The organism is Microbacterium rhizosphaerae, from assembly GCF_034120055.1.
In the GTDB taxonomy this organism is placed as follows: domain Bacteria; phylum Actinomycetota; class Actinomycetes; order Actinomycetales; family Microbacteriaceae; genus Microbacterium; species Microbacterium rhizosphaerae.
In genome coordinates this window covers 2,222,407-2,244,521 of record NZ_CP139368.1, presented here as the reverse complement: position 1 = coordinate 2,244,521, position 22,115 = coordinate 2,222,407, and the positions used below count along the sequence as shown (strand labels likewise).

Genomic DNA, 22,115 nt, shown 5'->3' with positions numbered 1-22,115 from the left:
GAGGAGGCTCCCTTGAGCGCGCCCGCCCCGTCCACCGCCCGCGAACGCCGCCGCTGGACGCGCTACCTCGTGAACGAGCGCGCCGAGGCCCGCGTCTATCGCGAGCTCGCCCAGCGACGCTCGGGGGAGGAGCGCGCGATCCTCCTCGCCCTCGCCGAGGCCGAGGGACGGCATGAGCAGCACTGGCTGACCATCCTCGGCGGAGAGCCGGCATCCCTTCCGCGCGCCTCGTTCCGGACGCGGGCCCTCGGGTGGATGGCGGGCCGCTTCGGCTCGATCTTCGTGCTCGCGCTCGCGCAGAACGCCGAGGACCGCTCGCCCTACGACGACGACCCGCACGCCACGCCGGCGATGCGAGCCGACGAGAAGGTCCACCGCGAGGTCGTGCGGGGCCTCGCGGCGCGGGGGCGCCGCCACTTGTCCGGCACCTTCCGGGCGGCGGTCTTCGGCGCCAACGACGGGCTCGTGTCCAACCTCGCGCTCGTCATGGGCATCGGTGCGACGGGCGCCCCGCCTCAGCTCGTCCTCTTCAGCGGCATCGCGGGCCTGTTGGCCGGAGCGCTGTCGATGGGGGCCGGCGAGTTCGTCTCCGTGCAGTCGCAGCGCGAGCTGCTCGCTGCCACGGAGCCCGGCTCCGACGCCGCCGAGGTGCTGCCCGACCTCGACCTCGACGCGAACGAGCTGGCCCTCGTCTACCGCTCGCGAGGGCTGACGGAGGTGGCCGCGCAGGAGCGCGCCCGGCAGGCGCTCGAGCACGCGCGGGCCGCGGCATCAGACCGTCCGCTGTCGTACCGCCACCGCGCCGATGCGACCGAGACCCACGAGGTCATCGGCGATGCGTGGCGGGCCGCCCTCTCGAGCTTCCTGTTCTTCGCGTCCGGCGCCGTGATCCCGGTGCTGCCGTGGATCTTCGGGCTGTCAGGCCCGGCCGCGGTGGTCGTCGCGCTCGTGCTCGTCGGCATCGCGCTCATGCTCACCGGCGCGATGGTGGGCCTGCTCTCGGGCACCTCTCCACTCATGCGCGGGTTGCGGCAACTCTCCATCGGATTCGGCGCGGCGGCGGTCACCTATGTGCTCGGTCTGCTGTTCGATGTCACGATGGGCGGCTGACGTTCGTGTCCCATGCCGTTCGTATGACGGAAAACGGGCTCCTCGGCCCGTAAAATCGGACGGGGGGTGGTAGTGGCGATGACACGGGTCGTGTTCACCGCCGACGGGCGCGCCCGTGAATCCCTTGCGATCGTCGTCGCGGGGGCAGCATCCGCGGTCTCGATCGTCGCCGCGCTGCTGGTCTTCCGCCTCGAGCCCGCTCCGATCGCCGGGCCGGGATCCGTCGGCCAGTTCGCAGCGGTCGCCGCGACCGTCGCGGCCATCGTCGTCTTCGTGTTCGGTCGGTACGTCGTACGCGATCCGGAGCATCCGCCACGGGTCATGGACCTCGTCGACCTCGGCGTGGTCGCCCTCGCCCATGCGGTCATCGCGCTGCTGTCGTGGACGCTTCTGTCGGCGATCCTCGCACAGAGCTTCGGGAAGGCGGTCGTCTACCCGATCCCGCTGCTGTTCGCCACGGGCGCCGTGACCGCCGTGACGACCTATCTGGTGCTCCATGCGGCGACGGGCAGCAGCCTGATGACGCTCGCGGTGGTGCTCGCCGTCTTCCTCGCCGAGGGACTCGTCGCGAGCATGCTGAGCGCGAGCAATCCGCACTGGTGGCGGTTCAATCTGAGCGCCCTCGGCATGACGAACGACAACTCGGCGCTGACCTTCAACCTGACGTTGGTCGTGGCCGGACTGATGATCACGACCCTCACCCGCTACATCACCCGAGCGCTTCCCGGTGCCAGCGCCGGTGGGGTGGCCAGACTCCGTGTCTTCCTCGTGCTCATGGGCGTGCTGCTCGCGTTCGTCGGCTTGTTCCCGGTCGACGTCTTCTTCTGGGTGCACACGCTCTCGGCATCCGGCATGGGAGTGGTCTTCTGCATCCTGGCCCTCCGCGTGCCGTCGTGGGTGCCGGGTCTCGCCCGCGGATTCATCTGGCTCGGACGCGTGTTCGTCGCGGTGACGGTGCTCATCGGCTCGTTCTACGCGGTCGGCTACTACACCCTCACAGCGGTGGAGCTGATCGCGGCCGTGATGGCGTTCACGTGGATCATCCTCTTCATCCGGAACACGGCCCTCGCCACCGTGCTCGTCACCGAGGTCGCCACCTTGCCGGTCGACGAGACCGCGTTCGAGGTCGCCGTCGAGCCGAAGGCGGAGCCGGTCCTCGCGGGGTGAGCGCGGCGTCAGAAACCGCAGGTCGCAACGACAAAGGGCCCCTTTCGGGACCCTTTGTCTCTCTGTGCGCGAGGGGGGACTTGAACCCCCACGCCCTATACGGGCACTAGCACCTCAAGCTAGCGCGTCTACCTATTCCGCCACCCGCGCAGGTGGTGTCGGCTGCTTGCGCAACCGAGGATTGACACTATCACGTAAAGCGCGGACCACAGAATCGATGCGGCTCCTGGCGTGCCGATAACCTGGGACGCATGCCCGAGAACCCGGACTCCCCGCTCACCCCCGAGGAGCCCCGGGAGGAGGTGGTCCGGGTCGCGCGCGATCTGATCCGGTTCGACACGACGAACTGGGGAGGGGGCCGTTCCCGCGGCGAGCGCGAGGCCGCCGAGTACGTGGGCGCGTACTTGGCCGACCTCGGGCTGCGGCCGCAGTACTACGAGCCCATCGAGCGCCGTACGAACGTGGCTGCGCGCGTGCGCGGGAAGAACCCCGACAAGCCCGCACTGGTCGTCCACGGGCACCTCGACGTCGTCCCGGCCATCGCCGAGGACTGGAGCGTCGACCCGTTCGCCGGCGAGATCCGCGACGGGATGCTGTGGGGCCGTGGCGCGGTCGACATGAAGAACATGGATGCGATGATCCTCACGTCGGTGGCGGACATCCTCCGCTCCGGCGACCAGCCCGAGCGCGACCTCGTGCTGACGTTCTTCGCCGACGAGGAGAACGGGGGAGTCGAAGGCTCCGCCCTCGTCGTCCGGGATCGACCGTCGTGGTTCGATGGAGCGACCGAGGCGATCAGCGAGGTCGGCGGCTACTCGATCGCCGTCGCGAATCGTCGCGCGTACCTCCTGCAGGTCGGGGAGAAGGCCCTCGTCTGGATCCGGCTCGTCGCTCGCACCCGGGGCGGCCACGGCAGCCGCTTCCACCCGGTGAACGCCGTCACGATCCTCTCCGAGGCCGTCGCCCGCCTCGGGCGGGCGTCCTGGCCCGTCACGCTCACCCCGACGACGCGCGCGCTCCTGGACGGCCTCCGCGGCCTCGGAGCCTCCGCCGACGGCGACGACCCCGATGCCCTCGCGGACGCCGCGGGACCGGCATCCGGCTTCCTGAAGTCGTCGTGGCGCACGACGACCAACCCGACAGGTCTCACCGCGGGGTACAAGCACAACGTCATCCCCGACCGCGCGGAGGCGACCATCGACGTGCGCGTGCTGCCCGGCACCGAGGACGTCGCGCTCGAGGAGATCCGCGAGCTCGTCGGGCCGGATGTCGAGATCGAGACGGTCGTCCGCGACATCGGGCTCGAGACGCCGTTCGAGGGAGCTCTCGTCGAGGCCATGGTGGGCGCACTGGGCGCCCACGACCCGGGCGTGCCCGTCCTCCCGTACCTGCTCGCCGGCGGCACGGACAACAAGGCTCTCTCGCGGCTCGGCATCACCGGCTACGGCTTCGCCCCGCTGCGTCTGCCCGTCGACTTCGACTTCACGGGCATGTTCCACGGGACCGACGAGCGGGTGCCGCTGGATGCGCTGGAGTTCGGCAAGCGTGTGCTGACCGACCTCCTGCGCACGTACTGAGAGGCGTCCATGCACCTCATCGAGGCGATCTTCCTCGGACTCGTGCAGGGCCTCACCGAGTTCCTGCCCGTCTCCTCCAGCGCACACCTGCGCATCGTCGGAACATTCCTTCCGGACGCGCAGGATCCCGGAGCGGCGTTCACCGCCATCACTCAGCTCGGCACGGAGGCCGCCGTCGTCGTCTTCTTCTGGCGCGACATCGTGCGCATCGTCGGCCGCTGGTTCCGCTCGCTCATCGGGCGCGTGCCGCGCGCCGACCCCGATGCGCGCCTCGGCTGGCTCATCATCATCGGCACCGTTCCGATCGTGGTGCTGGGCCTTCTCTTCCAGAAGCAGATCGAGACCGCGTTCCGCTCGCTGTGGCTCATCGCGACCACGCTGATCTTCTTCGGCGTGCTCCTCGGCATCGCAGACATGGTCGGCGCGAAGCGGCGCACGCTGGAGGACCTCACGATCGGCCACGGCGTGATCTACGGACTGGCGCAGTCGCTCGCGCTCCTGCCCGGCGTCTCACGGTCGGGCGGCACGATCACGGCGGGTCTCTTCCTGGGCTACGAGCGCGCCGCGGCCGCCCGGTATGCGTTCCTCCTCGCGATTCCCGCCGTCTTCGGCAGCGGACTGTTCGAGCTCGCCAAGAGCGTCACGGAGTCGGGGGCGGCCGTCTACTCCCTGCTCGAGACCGCGGTCGCGACCGTCGTCGCGTTCGGGGTCGGGCTCGCCGTCATCGCCTTCTTCATGGGCTGGATCTCGAAGCACAGCTTCCTGCCGTTCGTCGTCTACCGCGTCTTCATCGGCTCGCTCCTGCTGGTGCTCCTGTCGCTCGGCGTCATCCAGCCGTTCTGAGCGCCGAGACGACGACGAAGGGATGCCGCGAGGCATCCCTTCGTCGTGTCCGGCCGCGGCACGGCGGCTCGGTCAGCGGCGTGGAGGCTCGTCGCGACCCGGCTTGCCGCGCGAATCGCCCGGTCCCTCGCCGTTGCGGCGCAGGTAGCGCTCGAACTCGCGGGCGATCGCATCGCCCGATGCGTCGGGCGAGTCCCACGTGTCGCGTGTGGCCTCGAGCTGGCGGATGTACTCCCGCATCTCGTCGTCGTCGGCCGCAGCGGCGTCGATCGTCGCCTCCCACGTGGCCGCCTCGGCCGCCAGCTCGCCCCGCGGCACAGGGGCGCCGGTGACGTCTTCGAGCCGATCCAGAAGCGCCAGACTGGCCTTGGGCGAGGGCGTGTGCCCCGCGACGTAGTGCGGCACGCTCGCCCACAGCATGGCCGACGGGATGCCGGCGGCCTCCGCGCCCGCGGCGATCACGCTGAGAATCCCGGTCGGGCCCTCGTACGTGCTGCGTTCGAGGTCGAGCGAGGTGCGCAGCGCCTCGCTCTCACTCGAGGCGAAGACGGAGATCGGCCGCGTGTGCGGCACGTCCGACATCATCGAGCCGAGCCCGACGAAGCCTGTGATGTCCTCGCGCAAGGCGACATCGATGATCTCGGCGGCGAAGCCCTGCCACGCGCGCGCAGGCTCGGCGCCGGTGAGCAGCCACAGCTGGGGGCCGCGGCGGGTCTTGGCCGGGCGCAGGATCGTCGCCTCCGGCCAGCGGAGCGTGCGGCGCCCCTCGGCATCCAGCGCGACGACGGGCCTCGTGTACTGGTAATCGAAGTACAGCTCGGGGTCGACGCCGAAGACCTTCTCGTACGAGCCCTCGTCGCGCATCAGCGCGACGGCCGACGTCGCAGCCTCTCCCGCGTCGTTCCAGCCGTCGAAGGCGGCGACGAGGATCCGTCGGCCGAGTCCATCCACACGAGCTCCTCCCGTTTCATCCAGGATAGGCCCGCCCCCGCACAGGAGGGTGGAGCGAGGGCGCGCACAGGGGCGCTCGCTAGAGTCGTCTCGTGACAACGCCCGGCCTCGCCGCCGTCCTGTGGGACATGGACGGCACCCTCGTCGACACCGAGCCGTACTGGATGGCAGCCGAAGGAGCGCTCGTCGAGAGCTTCGGCGGCACGTGGACCCACGAGCAGGCGCTCGGCCTCGTCGGCGCCGGTCTCGAGGACGGTGCACGGGTGCTCCAGGCCGCCGGCGTGCGGATGCCCGAGGAGCACATCGTGCAGTGGCTCACCGATCAGGTGATGACCCAGCTGGAGAGCGAGCGCCGGACGGGCGGCCGCGATCCGTTCCGCCCCGGTGCCCGCGAGCTGCTGCGCAGTCTCAAGGATGCCGGCATCCCGACGGGCCTCGTCACGATGTCGCGCCGCCGCATGGCCCACATCATCGTCGAGCGGATCGGCTTCGACGCCTTCGACGTCGTCTTCGCCGGCGACGACGTGACGCGACCCAAGCCCTACCCCGACCCCTACTTGCTCGCATGCGAGGCCCTCGGCGTCCTCGCCGCCGACGCGGTGGCCATCGAGGACTCGCCGAACGGACTCCGGTCGGCGGTGGCGTCCGGAGCGGTGAGCCTCGGCGTCCCGCTCGCCCTCTCCCTCGAGGGCGTCGGCGCGCACGAGCTCTGGCCGACGCTCGAGGGGCGGACCGCCGAGGATCTGCGGGCGCTGCACGCCCGCCACGCCCGAAAGGAGCGCACCCGCGCATGACCGACACAGACCTGCGCCCGAGGGGGCCGTTCCGCTTCGGCGACCGGGTTCAGCTCACCGGCCCCAAGGGACGCCTGCACACCATCACGCTGCGCGAGGGCGGCGAGCTGCACACGCATCACGGCGTGCTGCGCCACGAGACGCTCATCGGGCTGCCGGACGGCTCGGTCGTCGCGAACAGCTCCGGCATGGAGTACCTCGCCCTGCGCCCGCTCCTGCGCGACTTCGTCATGTCGATGCCGCGCGGCGCGGCCATCGTCTACCCGAAGGATGCGGGGCAGATCGTCGTGCAGGCCGACATCTTCCCCGGCGCGGTGGTGGTGGAGGCCGGCGTGGGTTCCGGCGCGCTGTCGCTGTCCCTCCTGCGCGCCGTGGGCGTCGACGGGCGGCTGGTCTCGTTCGAGCGCCGCGACGAGTTCGCGGAGGTGGCACGCGCGAACGTGGAGACGTTCATGGGCGGGATGCCGGGCAACTGGGACGTCGTCGTCGGAGACCTCGTCGAGGCTCTGCCCCGCACGCTGGAGCCCGCATCCGTCGACCGCGTGGTGCTCGACATGCTCGCGCCGTGGGAGTGCGTCGACGTCGTCGCGGAGGCGCTCGCTCCCGGCGGGGTCGTCATCTGCTACGTCGCCACGGCGACCCAGCTCAGCCGTGTGGCCGAGTACATCCGCGGCACGGACCTGTTCACCGAGCCGCAGGCCAGCGAGACGATGGTCCGCGGCTGGCACGTCGAAGGTCTCGCGGTACGACCCGACCACCGGATGGTCGCGCACACGGGCTTCCTCATCTCGGCGCGCCGGCTCGCACCGGGCGCGGTGCCGCCGGACGTTCGCAAGCGGACGGTGAAGAAGGCGTCGTACGGCGATGAGGATGTCGAGCTGTGGACCCCGGGAGCCGTCGGCGACCGCACCATCACCGACAAGAACCTGCGCAAGCGGGTGCGCGAGGCGCAGCGGGCGGCGGACGGCGCACGCCTCGCGGCCGGCGTCGGCGACGAGGACGCCCTCACGTCGGATTCATAGACTGTGGCCGCCTAGACTTCTGCGGTGCGCACTCTGCCTGCTGTCCTCGCCGTCATCGGCCTCTCCGCCCTCGCGCTGACCGGCTGCGCGTCCGGCACGACCGCCGCGTCGTGCCCGACGCCCTCGTCGGTCGGCGACGCCGCCGGCCTGATCGACGTCAGCGGAGCGGTCGGCTCGCAGCCGACGGTGCACATCGGCACTCCGTTCCACACCCCCGACACGTCGTTCAAGACCATCGAGACAGGCAAGGGCACGCCGATCACGGCGGACGATCAGCTGGTCGTCCTCGGCATCACGGTCGTGAGCGGCGCCGACGGCAAGGTGCTCGGCACGACCACCTACGGCGACCTGTCCCAGGTGCAGCCGCTGTCGTTCTGGACGAAGATCCTGCCCGGCATCCGCGATGCCGTGCAGTGCGCGACCCCCGGCACCCGCGTCGCGGTGGCGCTCCCGCCCAAGGGAGTCTCCGCCGACGCAGGCCTCGCCCTCGGCCCGAAGGACTCCTCGGTCGCCGTCATCGACGTCGAGAAGGTCTACTTGACCAAGGCCGACGGCGCAGACCAGTACAACGCGGGATTCGGGCTGCCCGTCGTCGTCCGCACGGACAGCGGCCGCCCCGGCGTCATCGTCCCCGACGGATCCGCGCCGTCGGAGCTCGTCGTGCAGACGCTCAAGAAGGGCGCCGGCGCCGCGGTCACGGGCAAGGACCCCGTGCGCATCCACTCGCTCGAGGTGACGTGGGACGACAAGCAGGTCGTGAACACGACGTGGGGCGGCGAGCCGGAGTCCGTCGACCTCTCGAGCGTCTCGCCCGATCTCGCCAAGGCGCTGAAGGGTGCGACCGTGGGGTCGGAGCTGCTCGTCGTGGTGCCCGCCGGCAAGGACGGAGCATCGGGCGGCGACCAGAAGCAGGCGCACATCTACGTCATCGACATCCTCGGTCTCGACGCCGCCGCCGCAGGCTGACACCCGAGCCCGCGGACCTCCAGGGGGAGTCCTGTCCTGCGGCCGATAGCCCGCCCATAGGATGGGGGTCGTGGCGACGAACACGGCTCCCGAAGAGCGCCTGCTCAACCTGGTGGTGGCCCTCATGGCCACCGAGCAGGGGCTCACGAAGGACACGATCCTCGAGTCCGTCTCCGGCTATCGCGAGCAGTCCGAGGCGGGTGCCGGCCGCGACGCGCTCGAGAAGATGTTCGAGCGCGACAAGGAGAGCCTGCGTCGGCTCGGCGTGCCGATCGAGACCATCGGGGATGCCGCGGACCCCGACGATCTGCGCGAAGCGCGCTACCGCGTGCCGTCGGGAGAGTACGAACTCCCGGTCGATATCGAATTCACACCGGCCGAGATCGCCCTGCTCAACCTGGCCGGGAGCGTGTGGGGCGAAGGATCGCTGTCCGAGGAAGCCCGCAGCGGGCTGCGGAAGATCCGTGCGCTCGGCATCAGCGTCGACGAGCCCATCATCGGCTACGCCCCCCGCATCAGCCTGCGCGACCCTGCGTTCGCACCGCTCCAGCAGGCCATCGAGCAGTCGCGCGTCGTCACCTTCCCCTATCTCAAACCCGGTGAGCCGTCGCCCCGGGTGCGCCGCATCCGTCCGCTCGCCCTCGTCGACTACGAGTCGCGGTGGCACGTGTACGGCTACGACCTCATGGCGCAGGCCGACCGCACCTTTCTGCTCTCGCGCATCGTCGGCGACGTCGTCGCGACACGCGAAGCATTCGACCCCGCGCAGCGCGAGGGCGCGGGGGATCGCGCGCTGAAGGGCCTGGAGGCGCTCGCGGCGCGGATGTCGGCCCTGCTCGAGGTGAACCCCGGCAGCGAGGCCGCACTACGACTGGGTCGTCGCGCGACCCCGGCGGAGCAGGGCATCCGCGTCCCGTACGTGGATGTGCACGTCCTGGCGGACGAGCTCGCCTCGTACGGACCCGAGGTTCGCGTCGTCGAGCCCCTGCAGCTGCGCGACGAGGTCGTCCGTCGCCTGCGCGCCACGCTCGACGTCCACACCGGGAGGGCCGCATGAGCCCGCGTCCGGCCCAGGCGTCGGCACGCGCCGCCCTGATGCTGCAGCTCGTTCCCTACCTCGTCGCGAAGGAGGAGGTCTCGATCGCCGAGGCGGCCGACGACTTCGACGTCTCGCGCGAGCAGATGCGCGCCATGGTGCGCCAGCTCACCATGATCGGCCGCCCGGGCGACGCGGGCTACTGGCAGATGCCGAACGATCTGTTCGACATCGACTGGGAGCTGCTCGACGAGCAGGACACGATCGTCATCACCAACACCGTGGCCCTCGAGCGCGCGCCGAAGCTCACGGCGCGCGAGGCCGCCGCACTCCTCGCGGGTCTGCAGCTGGCCCGATCGCTGCCCGGGGTCGGCTCGAGCGACGTGGTGGCCGGGCTTCTCGCCAAGCTGTCCAAGGGCGCGGCCAGCGCCCCCGCCGAGGTGATCGTCGTGCCGCCGCGTGTCGACGCCGTCCGCGTCGCGGTCGACGAGGCGCTGCGCTCGGGCGTCGCGCTCTCCTTCACGTACAAGGCGCCGGATGCCGAGGCCACCACGCGCACGGTGGACCCGGTCAAGGTGCACATCGCGAACGGCGAGTGGTACCTGCAGGGCTGGTGCCACCTCCGTCAGGCGATGCGCACGTTCCACCTCGACCGGGTGAGCGACCTCGAGCTCACCGACATCCCGATCACCCACGGCGACGACAGCGTGCCTGCGCTCTTCTCCCCGGGCGAGAACGACATCGAGATCCGTGTGCGCTTCGCCGACGACGTCGCCCCCCTGCTCGGCGACTACCTCGACCGGGCGATTGTGGAGTCGTCGGGGGGCATCACCACCGCGACGCTGCAGGTCGCCGACGAGCACAGCCTCAAGCGCCTCGCCGCACGCCGCGGCGGAGCGGTAGAGATCCTGTCGCCGCCGGCGGCCCGCGCCGCCGCGGCGGCCTGGGCAGAGGCCGGACTCGCCCAATACCACTGAGACTCGCGGATACTCCGGGCCGGACGGTATTAGACTGGCCCCAAACGACTTGGAGGGCTCCTCATGGGCGCATTCGGATGGCCGCACCTGCTGATCATCCTCGCCGTCATCATCCTGATCTTCGGCGCGGCGAAGCTGCCGGCGCTGGCCAAGAGCCTCGGGCAGTCGGCGCGGGTGTTCAAGGGTGAGATGAAGGCGATGAAGGAAGAGGACAACGCGACGGCGAGCGCGAAGGTCGAGCAGCCCGCGTCTGATGACGCGGCGAAGGCTTCGGTCGAGTCGGGCAAGCCCGCCGACTCCAACTCCTGACGGACGTGGCTACGGCTGGAACCTCCCAGCTCAGCGGGCCGGAGGCACCTCGCAACGACAAGCGGATGCCGCTGATCAAGCATCTGCTCGAACTGCGGCGCCGCCTGTTCATCGCGGCCGCGGCGCTGATCGTCGGGATGGTCATCGCGTTCATCATCTCCGGGCCGGTGATCGATCTGCTGGCCCAGCCCATCAAGCAGATCGCAGTGGAGCAGGGGCGGCTGTACACCGCCCTGAACTTCAACACGGTCTCGAGCGGCTTCGATCTCCACATGCGCATCGCGTTCTCGATCGGGCTGCTTCTGTCCGCGCCCATCTGGCTCTGGCAGATCTGGGCGTTCATCATGCCCGGGCTCACCCGTAAGGAGATCCGGTACACGATCGGGTTCCTCGGTGCCGCTGTTCCGCTGTTCGCCGCCGGACTCTACGTCGGCTGGCTGATCATGCCGCACATGGTCCTGCTGATGGCGAACTTCGTGCCGGAGGGCAAAGGCATCTCGCAGTTCTACGACTATTCGACCTACTACGACTTCGTCTTCAAGCTGCTTCTCGTGATCGGGGTCTCGTTCGTCACCCCCGTGTTCCTGGTGGCGCTGAACCTCGCGGGCGTCGTGTCGGGTCGCGGCATCCTCAAGGCCTGGCGGATCGCCATCGTCGTCATCGCGGTCTTCGCGGCCGCGGCCACCCCCGCCGCAGATGTGACGTCCATGCTGCTGCTCGGCGGCATCCTCGCCGTGCTGTACTTCGCGGCGGTGGGAATCTCCATGCTGTTCGACCGGCGAAAGCGCAAGCGCGAGAAGCTCATCCTGCCGCCGGACCCAGTGGAGTGAGCTCCCCCTCCGAGCGGTACGAACAGGCCCGTGCGGCCGCAGCGCATCCGCTCGCCACGGCGTTCGCGGATTCCCAGCGCTTTTCGCTGGATCCTTTCCAGATCGAGGCCTGCCGTGCACTGGAGGAGGGCCGCAGCGTGCTCGTCGCTGCCCCGACCGGCGCGGGCAAGACCATCGTGGGCGAATTCGCGATCCATCTCGCCATGCGCGAGAGCGATGAGAAGGCGTTCTACACGACCCCGATCAAGGCGCTCTCGAACCAGAAGTTCCGTGAGCTCGTCGACGTGTACGGGCCGGACGACGTGGGCCTTCTCACCGGCGACACGAACATCAACGGCAACGCGCGCATCGTCGTCATGACGACGGAAGTCCTGCGCAACATGCTGTACGCGGACTCTCCCGCGCTGCGCGGGCTGCGCTTCGTCGTGATGGATGAGGTGCACTACCTCGCCGACCGCTTCCGCGGAGCCGTGTGGGAGGAGGTCATCATCCACCTCCCGTCCGCCGTCCGCCTGGTGTCTCTGTCGGCCACGGTCTCCAACGCGGAGGAGTTCGGCGACTGGCTCGACACGGTACGCGGCGACACCGAGGTCATCGTGTCCGAGACGCGGCCGGTTCCGCTCGAACAGCATGTTCTGGTGCGCAGCGACCTGCTGCCCCTGTTCGACGACCGCGCGGGCGTGGCCACCGCACGCGTCAACCAGGAACTGATGCGCATCCGCTCGTTCAAGGGCCAGACGTACGAGAGCAACCGGCGCGCCCAGGCGTCGAGCAGTGCACGCCACGCCGGCTATGAAGCGGTCCGCCGCCGCCCGCACAAGGGCGGCACACGGCCGGTGCGCTCGGCGAACGTGAGCCGCATCGAGCGGCTCGACCGCCCCGACGTCGTCGAGCTGCTGAACCGGGCGAACCTCCTGCCCGCGATCTTCTTCATCTTCAGCCGGATGGGCTGCGACGCCGCGGTGCAGCAAGTGCGCCGCGCCGGGCTCCGCCTCACGACGCCGGAGGAGCGCGCCGAGATCCGTGCCATCGTCGACGAGCGCACCCGCATGATGCTCGACGAGGACCTCGCGGTCCTCGGCTACTGGGAATGGCGGGAGAACCTCGAGCGCGGCGTCGCCGCCCATCACGCGGGGCTTCTGCCCGCATTCAAGGAGGTCGTCGAGGAGCTCTTCCAGCGCAAGCTCCTGAAGGCGGTCTTCGCGACCGAGACGCTCGCCCTCGGCATCAACATGCCGGCACGCACCGTGGTCCTCGAGAAGCTGGAGAAGTTCAACGGCGAGGCGCGGGTCGCCATCACACCGGGGGAGTACACGCAGCTCACCGGCCGCGCCGGGCGGCGCGGCATCGACGTCGAGGGCCACGCCGTCATCCAGTGGACCGAAGGCCTCGACCCGCAGGCGGTGGCGGCCCTCGCATCCCGCCGCACCTACCCGCTGAACTCGAGCTTCCGGCCGACGTACAACATGGCGGTGAACCTTATCGAGCAGTTCGGGCGTCCGCGGGCACGGCAGATCCTCGAGTCGTCGTTCGCGCAGTTCCAAGCCGATCGCGCCGTCGTCGGCCTCGCCCGACAAGTCCGCGAGCAGGAGGAGTCGCTCGCCGGCTACGCGAAGGCGATGAGCTGCGATCGCGGTGACTTCGCCGAGTACTCGGGCATCCGCCGCGAGCTGGGCGATCTGGAGAAGATCAACCGCAAGGACGCGAACGCCTCCCGCTCCACACGCGACGCCCGGCACAAGCAGATCGCCACGCTGCGGCGACGGATGCAGCGCCACCCCTGCCACTCCTGTCCCGACCGCGAGGACCATGCCCGATGGGCCGAGCGGTACTGGAAGCTGCGCCGCACCGCCGATCGCCTGCGCCAGCAGATCGAGACCCGTACGGGCACGGTCGCCCGCGTCTTCGACCGCGTGGTCGAGGTGCTGGGCGAGGTCGGCTACGTCGAGGGCACGGGAGCCGCCACGCGGGTCACGGCGTCGGGTGCGACCATGCGACGGATCTACGGCGAGCGCGACCTGCTCGTGGCCGAGTCCCTGCGGCTCGGACTCTGGGACCGATTGGATGCCGCATCCCTCGCCGCGATCGCCTGCTGCCTCGTGTACGAGCCGCGGCGGGATGGCGACGGCCCGGGTGCGAACGGCCTTCCGCGCGGAGCGTTCCGTGCCGCGCTCACGGCCACGCAGGACCTCTGGCAGGAGCTCGACGACCTCGAGCGCGAGCACCGCCTCCCGGGCTCCAACCCTGTCGCGACGGGGCTCGCGACCGCGATGCATGCGTGGGCGCTGGGGATGCCGCTGGACCGGGTGCTCATCGAGGCCGACATGGCGGCGGGGGACTTCGTACGCTGGGCGAAGCAGACGATCGACCTGCTCGACCAGCTCTCGCTCGTCGCGCAACCCGCGCTGGCGTCCACCGCGCGCACGGCGCTCGATGAGGTGCGGCACGGCATCGTGGCGTACTCCTCGGTGTGAAACCCGCGCATTTCGCGGTGGCTTAGGCTCGATCCGTGCCGCCGTTCCGCCCCTTCCTCCCGCTGTGGGCGGCGACCCTCAGCGCGGTCGCCGGCGGTCTCGCCCTGACGACGGCCTTCCCGAGCCTCGCGTGGTGGCCCATGGCGTTCGTCGGCGTGACGCTGGCGCTGCTGAGCCTCATCGGGCGAACCGTCTGGGGCTCCCTGCTCGTGGGCTTCGCGTTCGGGCTCGCGTTCTTCCTCGTGAACGTCTCGTTCACGGCTCGGTATCTCGGGCCGGTGCCGTGGCTCGCCCTCTCGATCCTGGAGTCCGCCCTCACCGCGATCGGCTCGATCCCGATCGCCCTGGCCTACCGCTGGCTGCCGCGCGTGATGCCGGGGACCTGGTCGCGGCTCATCGGCCTGCCGCTTCTCGTGGCCGGGCTCTGGACGGCGCGCGAGCAGTTCGTCGGCTCGTGGCCCTACGGCGGATTCCCCTGGGGACGCATCGGGCTCACCCAGTCCAACAGCCCTCTCGCCGACCTCGCCTCGTGGGTCGGCGTCTCCGGTCTGACGTTCCTCATCGTGGCGCTGTGCGCCGGGACCATCGAGTACGCACGGCTGCGATCGCTGCGCGATCTGCGCGCCGCCATTCCGGTCGTCGCGCTGATCGTCGTCCTGGTGGCGGTGCCGCAGTTCCCGACGACCGGTGCGGGAACGATGCGCGTCGGCGCCGTGCAGGGCAATGGGCCGTCGGGGTACTTCGACAAGCACGAGGACTACGCGGTCCTGAACGCGCAGGTCGCCGCATCCCAGCCCCTCTTCGGCAAGAATCTCGACCTCCTCGTCTGGCCCGAGGGCGGCATCGACTACGACCCGACGCAGGACGAGCCGACCGTCGCCGTCCTGAACGAGGTCCAGCGGCAGGCGGGCGCGGCGTTCCTCGCGAACGGGGTCGTCCAGAAGGGCAAGGAGTACTTCAACACCTCGTTCCTCTGGCAGGCCGGCGCGGGCATCACGCAGTCGTATGCCAAACGGCATCCGGTGCCGTTCGGCGAGTACGTGCCGGATCGCTGGTTCTACGGCGCGCTCGCGCCGGATCTGATCAACCTGATCCAGCGCGAGTACACTCCGGGAATCGATCCGCCCTACGTCCGCGCACGCGGGGTCGGCATCGGGCTCGCCATCTGCTTCGACGTCATCTACGACGACGTGATCTGGGAGGGGGCCGAGTCGGGTGCGGAGTTCTACGCGTTCCAGACGAACAACGCCGACTTCCGCGGCACGGACGAGAACCTTCAGCAGCTCGCGGTCGCCCGGATGCGCGCGATCGAGACCGGCAGGTCGGTCGTCAACATCTCCACGGTCGGCACGAGTCAGGTGATCGCGCCCGACGGCAGCACGATCCAGAGCCTGCCCGCAGGCACAGCGGGGCACGTGCTGGCCGACGTGCCGCTGCGGACCGGGCTGACGCCCGCCGTCCTCCTCGGCGCGTGGGTGCAGATCGTCATCGGGTGGGGGAGCCTCGCTCTGCTCATCGCCCTCGGCGTCGTCGTCTACCGCCGCAGCGCGAAAACGCCGGCCCCCGAAGGAACCGGCGTCGCGCTGCAACCCTGAGTCAGGCGCTGATCTTCTCCGTGGTGACGTCCTCACCGGCGCCGCGACGCGCGCGGATGTAGGCGAGACGCTCCTCGAGAAGCTCTTCGAGCTCGGGGATCGTACGGCGCTCGAGCAGCATGTCCCAGTGCGTGCGGGGCGCCTTGTCGTCGCTGTGGTCGACCGTGACGGTCGTGTCACCGACACGGAGGACGGCCTCTGCACCACAGGTGCGGCACTCCCAGGTGTCGGGCACTTCGGCGTCGGCCGCGAACGTCAGGGTGGTGTCGCGCCGGCACGCGGTGCAGGTGTAGGTGAACTGCGCGCGCTCATGGAACACGACGCCGTCTTCACTTTGAAGGCTCTGGGCGCCGAGTCGAATGCCGCGCAAGCTGCGGTCTGCCATTGTGTGGTCCTCTCCTCGCTCTTCAGGTATAACGACGGGACCTGGATGGATCATCCGAACAGGCCCCTCATCGGGAGGTTTCCCAGAGGATGCTCAGCGGGCCCAGCATCAGCACTCGGATTCGGCGGGATGCCTCCTGCGCGAACGGCCGAACGCAGCAGCGAGGACCGCGGATGCGGTCTGAGCGGCGGACGTCAGGCGACCTCGGCGGCGACCTTCAGACCCACGTCCACGCGGTCGGTGACGAGCCCGTCGACGCCCAGTGCCAGAAGCCGCCGCATATCCTCGGGCTCGTTGACGGTCCACACGTGGACCTCCACGCCGTGGCGGTGCGCAGCATCCACGAATCGGCTCGTCACGATGCGGACGGCACCGCGCCGCTCGGGCACCTGCAGGGCGTCGAGGCCCGAGAGGGTACGGGCGAGGAGACGCTCGGACCGGACGCTGACGGCCGTGACGACGCGGGCGATCGTGCGGGCGCCCGCGGAGGTCGCCGGGAGGATGCCGCGGCCCGATGCCGCGACGGCGCGGAGCACCCGGATGCGGCGCTGGTCGGAGAAGCTCGCGACCAGCACCCGCTCGGCGTGGGGCGTGATGTCGCGCGCCATCTGCTCCTCGACGCCGTCGGCCTTCGCATCGAGGTTGAAGCGCACGGCCGGGAACGCCTCGAGTGCGTGGGTCAGCGTGATGAGCCCACCTCGCGAGGCCATGAGATCTTCGAGCTCGCGGAGCTCCACCTCCGCGATCCGCCTGGGGTCGCCCGTGACCCGGGTCAGCGTGTCGTCGTGGAACAGCACCACCGTGCCGTCGGCGGTCAGGTGGCAGTCAGACTCGACATACGTCGCGCCCGCAGCGTGGGCCGCGGCCACCGCGGCGAAGGAGTTCTCGGCGATCCCGACCACGGAGTCTTCGGGCGTCACGAGTCCGCGATGCGCGAGGATCCGCGGCCGGGAGGCGTCCGCGAACCAAGGATGCGTCACGGGGTCGAGTCGTCGGGCGCGGCTGCAGGGGCAGGAGGGATCTGCGGGGCATCCGCGAAATCGGCGGTCACGGCGCGCGACGGTGCGGTCGACCGACTCGGGGCGAAGGTGACCGGGTCGACGTCGCCGACCGGGGAGAGGGGAGCCGAGGGAGTGTTGTCGGCTCCCTTGCCGATGAAGGCGCCGGACAGCCCCTTCAGCGCCTCCGTGAACTCGCTGGGGATGATCCACAGCTTGCTCGATGCACTGTCGGCGATCTTGGGCAGTGTCTGCAGGTACTGGTAGGCGAGCAGTTTGTCGTCGGGGTTTCCGACGTGGATCGCGTTGAACACGGTCTCGATGGCCTTCGCCTCGCCCTCGGCGCGGAGCACCGCGGCCTGCTTGTCGCCTTCGGCGCTCAGGATCACGGCCTGCCGATGCCCCTCCGCCTCCAGGATCGCGGACTGCTTCGTGCCCTCCGCGGTGAGGATGAGGGCGCGCCGGTCACGCTCCGCACGCATCTGCTTCTCCATCGAGTCCTGGATGCTGTGGGGAGGGTCGATCGCCTTCAGCTCCACCCGCGAGACGCGGATGCCCCACTTGCCGGTGGCCTCGTCGAGCACGATCCGGAGCTGTCCGTTGATCTCGTCGCGGCTGGTCAGCGCCTGCTCGAGATTCAGCCCGCCGACCACGTTGCGCAGCGTGGTCGTCGTGAGCTGTTCGACCGCACCGAGATAGTTGGCGATCTCGTACGTCGCCGCCCGCGCATCGGTCACCTGGAAGTAGACGACCGTGTCGATGGAAACGACGAGGTTGTCTTCGGTGATCACCGGCTGAGGCGGAAAGGAGACGACTTGCTCGCGCATGTCGAGCAGAGGCCGGAGCCTGTCGATGAAGGGAATGAGGAGATTCAGACCGGGGGAGAGGGTCTTGTGGTACCGGCCGAGCCGCTCGACGATGCCGGCCGTCGCCTGGGGGATGATCCGGACGGACCGGAAGATCACGACGATGACGAAGATGACGATGGCCAGGGCGAGGAACCAGCCGATCGCCGTGGGGATGACAGCTGCAGCGTTCATGCGTCGACCTCCGGGGGCGCGGATACTGCGGGGACCGCCGTCACGTATGCGATGGCGCCGTCGATGCGGTCGACGCGGACCGGTGCGCCCACCTGGATCTCGGATGCGGATGCGGTGGCGCGTGCTGTCCAGGTCTCGCCATTGGAGAGCTTCGCCAGCCCGCCGAGCGCGGTGACCGTCGACACGACCTGGCCCGCCATGCCGATGAGCGCTGCCACGTTCGTCGGTGTGGGGTCCTCGCCGCGCCGCAGGCGCCTGAGCAACGGCGGACGGAGGCCGAAGATGAGCAGCGCGGCCACGACGGCGGCGACGAGAACCTGCAGCCAGATCGGCGCGCCGAACAGATCCACAGCGAGTCCCGCGACGCTGCCGATCGCGAGCATCAGGAACGTGAAGTCGAGCGTGAGCATCTCGATCACCAGGAACACGGCGATCAGGACGATCCAGCCGATCCATGCGAACTGCGCCACGGCAGTGATGAACTCCATGACGACCTCCTGGTCTGAACACTACACGTGCGTCAGGGCGCGGGATCCGTGCCTGGGGACAACCAGTCGAGAGCCCGATTGGTAGGGTCGATCCGTACCCCGCGAGACCTCGGCGGGAAGACGCATCCGCCCGCTCACCAGGGCGGGACGCACGACAGGAGACTCCGTGACCGACTCGCCGACCATCCTCGAACCCGGCTCGCTCGACGGCAAGGTCGCGCTCGTCACGGGCTCCTCCCGCGGCATCGGCGCCGACACCGTCCGCTACCTGGCCGAGGCCGGCGCCAACGTCGTCATCAACTACCGCAACAAGGCTCCGCGCGCGGAGAAGCTCGCCGCGGAGCTGCGGGAGAAGGGCGTCCAGGCCCTCGTCGTCGGCGCCGACCTCACGGACCCGATCTCGGTCGGCGGCATGATCGCCCAGATCGAGCAGCTGTTCCGCAAGCTCGACATCCTCGTGCTCAACGCCTCGGGGGGTATGGAGAGCGGCATGGCCGAGGACTACGCGCTCCAGCTGAACCGCGACGCGCAGCTGCGCGTGCTCGGCGCGGCGCTGCCCCTCATGCCGCCGGGCTCACGCGTCGTCTTCGTGACGAGCCACCAGGCGCACTTCATCCGCACCACTCCGACGATGCCGGAGTACGAGCCGGTGGCACTGTCGAAGCGCGCCGGCGAGGACGCCCTGCGCGAGCGGATCCCCGCTCTCACGGAGGCGGGCGTCGAGTTCGTCGTCGTCTCCGGCGACATGATCGAGGGCACGATCACCGCGACGCTCCTCGAGCGCGCGAACCCCGGTGCCCTCTCGTACCGCCGCGAGGAAGCGGGGCGGCTGTACAACGTGGCCGAGTTCGCCGCCGAGGTCGCCCGTGCCGCCGTGGAGCCCATCCCCGAGGACAATACGCGTCTCGTGGGCGACACGAGCTCGTTCGTCGCGGAGTGACCCGTGCGCGCTGAGGACATCGAGACGCTCATCTCGGTCGGCCGTCCGCAGGTCGCCCCCGACGGATCGTTCGCCGTGTTCGCGACCTCGCGCCCCGACATCGAGGCGAATCGCTCCGTCGGGCAGCTGTGGCGCGTCGGACTGCCGGACGGGCAGCCCCGCCGCCTCACCCGCGGCGTCGCCGACTCTTCGCCGCGGCTGTCTCCCGACGGCGACCGCATCGCGTTCCTCCGTGCCGACGGCAAGGGGCGGGCCCAGGTCTTCGTCGTCGCCGCGACCGGGGGCGAGCCCGTCCAGGCCACGGATGCCGCAGCGAGCGTCTCGGAGTTCGCGTGGTCGCCGGACGGCGGGATGCTGGCGTTCGTCGCCCGCGTGCCCGAGAACGGCCGCTACGGCACCGTGGAGGGTCTGGATGCGGCGGCCGAGGCGCCGCGGCGGGTCACCGGCATCCGCTGGCACGCGAATGGACTCGGCTACATCGCTGACCGTCCGGCCCACGTCTTCGTGATCGCGGCTCCCGACCTCGACGCGGAGCCCTTCTACGAGCCGGCAGCAGCGGTCCGCGCCGACGACACGGACGGCCCCGGCCGGCGCCTCGTCCAAGCCGAGCCGCGTCAGCTCACCTCCGGGGACGTGTCGCACGCCGGCGTGGCCTTCACCGCCGACGGCTGGGAGGTGCTCACGATCGCGGGCGAGATCGAGGACCGCGAGCCCGATCTGCGCACGCCCGTCCTCGCGCTGCGGGTCGACGGATCCGGGGTGCGCGAGGTCGTCGGCCGTGCCGAGAATCTGTCGGTCGACGAGGTCGCCGTCGGCCCCGACGGCACCATCGCCCTGCTCGCCGGCGACGTCGGTCCCGGAGGCGTCGATTTCGTTGCGCCTGCGACCGCGCTGTGGATCGTCGAGACGACGGGTCCGCGACGCCTGACCGACCCCGAGACGCTCGACCTCGGCGAGGTGGGGAGCCACATCGGCTTCGTCGGCTCGGACTTCCTGGTGCAGCACCGCGCGCGCGGACGCGTGGAGCTCGTCCGGGTGACGCGCGACGGTGGGGTGTCCACGGTCCTCGGCGGCGACGTCGAAGTCACCGGCCACGGAGCCGGGGGAGACCGCATCCTCGCCGCCGTCGCCGGACCCGACTCGTTCGGCGAGCTCGTGCTCGCCGGTCATGGCGCCCTCACCTCGTTCGGGGAGGCCGCACGATCGGCCGGCATCGCGGATCCGCGCGAGCTCACCGTGACGGGCCGCGACGGATACCCGATCCACGGCTGGGTCGCGGCACCCGCGGGCGATGGGCCGTTCCCGGTCATCCTGCAGATCCACGGCGGTCCGTACGCCGCCTACGGCGTGCACCTGTTCGACGAGACCCAGGTGCTCGTGGATGCCGGATACGCGGTCGTGTACTGCAACCCGCGCGGATCCGCCGGTTACGGGCGCGACCACGGCCGGGCCATCCGTCAAGCCATGGGCACCGTCGACTTCGCCGATGTCATCGACTTCTTCGAGGGCGCTGTCGCATCCGACGAGCGCATCGACGGCGCTCGCGCCGGGGTCATGGGGGGTTCGTACGGCGGATATCTCACCGCGTGGGTGATCGCTCACGACCACCGGTTCGCCGGTGCCATCGTCGAGCGCGGCTTCCTCGACCCGGCGACCTTCCAGGGCACGAGCGACATCGGCACGTTCTTCGGCGACGAGTACGTCGGGGTCGCGCCCGACGACATCTCCCGCCAGAGCCCGATGGCCGTCGTCGACCGCGTGGCCACTCCCACCCTCGTGCTGCATTCCGAGCTCGACTTCCGGTGCCCGCTCGAGCAGGCGACGCGGTACTACGCCGCGCTGAAGCGCAGCGGCGTCGACGCCGAGATGCTCATCTTCCCCGGCGAGAATCACGAGCTGACCCGCGGCGGCCAGCCTCGGCACCGCGTGCAGCGCTTCGATGCCGTGGTGGACTGGTGGTCGCGCCACCTGCCGGTCGGGAGCGCGTCATGAGCGCGCCGGCCGGCTGGTACCCGGACGCCTCGGGAACCCTGCGCTGGTGGGACGGCGCGCGATGGGTCGACGGGATTCCGGTGCCCCAGGCGCCGCTCGCGCCGCCCGGGCGTGTCGCGCCCGGGACCTCGGCGGGTGGATCTGGCTCATCGTTCTCGTGCCGATCCTCTCCGGGCTCGCCTCGCTGATCTACCTCGCCCAGATGACGTCCGGCATGAGTTCCCTCGTCCGTGTCATCGCCACGGAGAACTCGGCTCCCGACTCCCACGCGATCCTGCAGTGGGAGCTGACCTCGGTCTTCACACCCGCGTACTTCCTGCTGCTGCTCGTGGGACTCGCCACGTACGGCGTGAGCGTCTGGTTCGGGTATCGGGACGTCCGCGAGCTCGAGGCGCGCGGCTTCGTGCGCCCGTTCCACTGGGCGTGGCTGTTCCTGTCGGCGTGGGTCTACGTCATCGGCCGCACCGCGGTCGTCAGCCGTCGCGGGGGACGCGGGGCTGCGCCGCTCGTCGTGTTCCTCGCCATCCAGGCCGTCAGCCTCATCGTGGGGATGGTGTGGATGTTCACGTTCATGAACCAGCTCATGCAGATGCTCGTGTCGCAGGTGCCCACCGCCTGAGC

General features: G+C 70.2%; 22 protein-coding genes and 1 tRNA gene. 17 read left to right on the top strand and 6 right to left on the bottom strand.

All coding sequences use genetic code 11. The features are described from left to right. The first annotated feature begins 12 nt into the window (after positions 1-12). Positions 13-1,110, top strand: coding sequence for a VIT1/CCC1 transporter family protein (locus tag SM116_RS09980; protein WP_320940834.1), 1,098 nt, complete (start codon positions 13-15; stop codon positions 1,108-1,110). A 72-nt stretch (positions 1,111-1,182) separates the two neighbouring features. Next, positions 1,183-2,277: a hypothetical protein gene (locus SM116_RS09975; RefSeq protein ID WP_320940833.1), complete on the top strand. Its 1,095-nt coding sequence runs from the start codon at positions 1,183-1,185 to the stop codon at positions 2,275-2,277. Positions 2,278-2,342: 65 nt separating this feature from the next. Here the strand turns inward: SM116_RS09975 and SM116_RS09970 are convergent. Beyond that, positions 2,343-2,427 (bottom strand) — tRNA-Leu (locus SM116_RS09970). A gap of 101 nt (positions 2,428-2,528) precedes the next feature. Here SM116_RS09970 and SM116_RS09965 point away from each other — a divergent pair. Both SM116_RS09965 and SM116_RS09960 read left to right on the top strand, forming a co-directional pair. Beyond that, positions 2,529-3,854: a M20/M25/M40 family metallo-hydrolase gene (locus tag SM116_RS09965; protein ID WP_320940832.1), complete on the top strand. Its 1,326-nt coding sequence runs from the start codon at positions 2,529-2,531 to the stop codon at positions 3,852-3,854. A gap of 9 nt (positions 3,855-3,863) precedes the next feature. Then, positions 3,864-4,697, top strand: coding sequence for an undecaprenyl-diphosphate phosphatase (locus tag SM116_RS09960; protein WP_320940831.1), 834 nt, complete (start codon positions 3,864-3,866; stop codon positions 4,695-4,697). 72 nt (positions 4,698-4,769) lie between these two features. Here the strand turns inward: SM116_RS09960 and SM116_RS09955 are convergent, their stop codons facing one another. Further along, entirely contained in the window at positions 4,770-5,648 is an 879-nt protein-coding gene (locus tag SM116_RS09955; RefSeq protein WP_320940830.1) for a PAC2 family protein, read from the bottom strand. Between the two features lie 92 nt (positions 5,649-5,740). On the opposite strand from SM116_RS09955, the gene SM116_RS09950 reads away from it, so the two are divergent. The 9 genes from SM116_RS09950 (at position 5,741) to lnt (ending at position 15,651) form a co-directional block, all read left to right on the top strand. Further along, positions 5,741-6,442, top strand: coding sequence for an HAD family hydrolase (locus tag SM116_RS09950; RefSeq protein ID WP_320940829.1), 702 nt, complete (start codon positions 5,741-5,743; stop codon positions 6,440-6,442). Next, a complete protein-coding gene (locus SM116_RS09945; protein WP_320940828.1) occupies positions 6,439-7,464 on the top strand; it encodes a tRNA (adenine-N1)-methyltransferase in 1,026 nt (341 codons plus the stop codon). The genes SM116_RS09950 and SM116_RS09945 overlap by 4 nt, the downstream gene beginning before the upstream one ends. Before the next feature lie 24 nt (positions 7,465-7,488). Continuing rightward, entirely contained in the window at positions 7,489-8,430 is a 942-nt protein-coding gene (locus SM116_RS09940; RefSeq protein WP_320940827.1) for an FKBP-type peptidyl-prolyl cis-trans isomerase, read from the top strand. A 124-nt stretch (positions 8,431-8,554) separates the two neighbouring features. Next, positions 8,555-9,487: a helix-turn-helix transcriptional regulator gene (locus SM116_RS09935; RefSeq protein WP_425563290.1), complete on the top strand. Its 933-nt coding sequence runs from the start codon at positions 8,555-8,557 to the stop codon at positions 9,485-9,487. After that, positions 9,484-10,443, top strand: a complete 960-nt coding sequence (locus SM116_RS09930; RefSeq protein ID WP_320940825.1) for a helix-turn-helix transcriptional regulator — start codon at positions 9,484-9,486, stop codon at positions 10,441-10,443. The genes SM116_RS09935 and SM116_RS09930 overlap by 4 nt, the downstream gene beginning before the upstream one ends. A gap of 63 nt (positions 10,444-10,506) precedes the next feature. Beyond that, entirely contained in the window at positions 10,507-10,752 is a 246-nt protein-coding gene (gene tatA, locus SM116_RS09925) for a Sec-independent protein translocase subunit TatA (protein WP_320940824.1), read from the top strand. A 65-nt stretch (positions 10,753-10,817) separates the two neighbouring features. Then, a complete protein-coding gene (gene tatC, locus SM116_RS09920) occupies positions 10,818-11,582 on the top strand; it encodes a twin-arginine translocase subunit TatC (RefSeq protein WP_320944152.1) in 765 nt (254 codons plus the stop codon). Next, positions 11,579-14,056, top strand: coding sequence for a DEAD/DEAH box helicase (locus tag SM116_RS09915; protein WP_320940823.1), 2,478 nt, complete (start codon positions 11,579-11,581; stop codon positions 14,054-14,056). Before tatC ends, SM116_RS09915 begins: the two co-directional genes overlap by 4 nt. Before the next feature lie 35 nt (positions 14,057-14,091). Next, positions 14,092-15,651, top strand: coding sequence for an apolipoprotein N-acyltransferase (lnt, locus tag SM116_RS09910; RefSeq protein ID WP_320940822.1), 1,560 nt, complete (start codon positions 14,092-14,094; stop codon positions 15,649-15,651). A gap of 1 nt (position 15,652) precedes the next feature. Here lnt and SM116_RS09905 read toward each other — a convergent pair whose 3' ends face one another. The 4 genes from SM116_RS09905 to SM116_RS09890 form a co-directional block, all read right to left on the bottom strand. Further along, positions 15,653-16,036 (bottom strand): RNA polymerase-binding protein RbpA, encoded by a 384-nt coding sequence (locus SM116_RS09905; protein WP_320940821.1) that lies wholly within the window; start codon positions 16,034-16,036, stop codon positions 15,653-15,655. Positions 16,037-16,230: 194 nt separating this feature from the next. Continuing rightward, positions 16,231-17,016, bottom strand: a complete 786-nt coding sequence (locus tag SM116_RS09900; protein WP_320940820.1) for a glycerophosphodiester phosphodiesterase family protein — start codon at positions 17,014-17,016, stop codon at positions 16,231-16,233. Beyond that, on the bottom strand, positions 17,013-18,074 hold the full coding sequence (locus SM116_RS09895; protein WP_320940819.1) for an SPFH domain-containing protein: 1,062 nt from the start codon (positions 18,072-18,074) through the stop codon (positions 17,013-17,015). The genes SM116_RS09900 and SM116_RS09895 overlap by 4 nt, the downstream gene beginning before the upstream one ends. Continuing rightward, complete coding sequence (locus SM116_RS09890; protein ID WP_320940818.1) at positions 18,071-18,562, bottom strand: NfeD family protein; 492 nt, start codon at positions 18,560-18,562, stop codon at positions 18,071-18,073. The genes SM116_RS09895 and SM116_RS09890 overlap by 4 nt, the downstream gene beginning before the upstream one ends. A gap of 166 nt (positions 18,563-18,728) precedes the next feature. Here SM116_RS09890 and SM116_RS09885 point away from each other — a divergent pair, with 166 nt between their 5' ends. From SM116_RS09885 to SM116_RS09875, 4 genes are read left to right on the top strand one after another with little or no spacing between them, the layout of a single operon-like run. After that, positions 18,729-19,502, top strand: coding sequence for an SDR family oxidoreductase (locus SM116_RS09885; protein WP_320940817.1), 774 nt, complete (start codon positions 18,729-18,731; stop codon positions 19,500-19,502). Positions 19,503-19,505: 3 nt separating this feature from the next. Then, on the top strand, positions 19,506-21,494 hold the full coding sequence (locus SM116_RS09880; RefSeq protein ID WP_320940816.1) for a S9 family peptidase: 1,989 nt from the start codon (positions 19,506-19,508) through the stop codon (positions 21,492-21,494). Next, complete coding sequence (locus SM116_RS18435) at positions 21,491-21,682, top strand: DUF2510 domain-containing protein (RefSeq protein ID WP_425563285.1); 192 nt, start codon at positions 21,491-21,493, stop codon at positions 21,680-21,682. The genes SM116_RS09880 and SM116_RS18435 overlap by 4 nt, the downstream gene beginning before the upstream one ends. Continuing rightward, positions 21,652-22,113, top strand: a complete 462-nt coding sequence (locus tag SM116_RS09875) for a hypothetical protein (protein WP_320940815.1) — start codon at positions 21,652-21,654, stop codon at positions 22,111-22,113. The genes SM116_RS18435 and SM116_RS09875 overlap by 31 nt, the downstream gene beginning before the upstream one ends. Positions 22,114-22,115: the final 2 nt, after the last annotated feature.

What these genes read in the sequence shown, in the direction of transcription:
- SM116_RS09965 (WP_320940832.1), top strand. Translation starts at nt 2,529, where the DNA reads ATGCCCGAGAACCCGGACTCCCCGCTCACCCCCGAGGAGCCCCGGGAG.
- SM116_RS09960 (WP_320940831.1), top strand. Translation starts at nt 3,864, where the DNA reads ATGCACCTCATCGAGGCGATCTTCCTCGGACTCGTGCAGGGCCTCACC.
- SM116_RS09945 (WP_320940828.1), top strand. Translation starts at nt 6,439, where the DNA reads ATGACCGACACAGACCTGCGCCCGAGGGGGCCGTTCCGCTTCGGCGAC.
- SM116_RS09935 (WP_425563290.1), top strand. Translation starts at nt 8,555, where the DNA reads ATGGCCACCGAGCAGGGGCTCACGAAGGACACGATCCTCGAGTCCGTC.
- SM116_RS09930 (WP_320940825.1), top strand. Translation starts at nt 9,484, where the DNA reads ATGAGCCCGCGTCCGGCCCAGGCGTCGGCACGCGCCGCCCTGATGCTG.
- tatA (WP_320940824.1), top strand. Translation starts at nt 10,507, where the DNA reads ATGGGCGCATTCGGATGGCCGCACCTGCTGATCATCCTCGCCGTCATC.
- tatC (WP_320944152.1), top strand. Translation starts at nt 10,818, where the DNA reads ATGCCGCTGATCAAGCATCTGCTCGAACTGCGGCGCCGCCTGTTCATC.
- SM116_RS09905 (WP_320940821.1), bottom strand. Translation starts at nt 16,036, where the DNA reads ATGGCAGACCGCAGCTTGCGCGGCATTCGACTCGGCGCCCAGAGCCTT.
- SM116_RS09895 (WP_320940819.1), bottom strand. Translation starts at nt 18,074, where the DNA reads ATGAACGCTGCAGCTGTCATCCCCACGGCGATCGGCTGGTTCCTCGCC.
- SM116_RS09890 (WP_320940818.1), bottom strand. Translation starts at nt 18,562, where the DNA reads ATGGAGTTCATCACTGCCGTGGCGCAGTTCGCATGGATCGGCTGGATC.
- SM116_RS18435 (WP_425563285.1), top strand. Translation starts at nt 21,491, where the DNA reads ATGAGCGCGCCGGCCGGCTGGTACCCGGACGCCTCGGGAACCCTGCGC.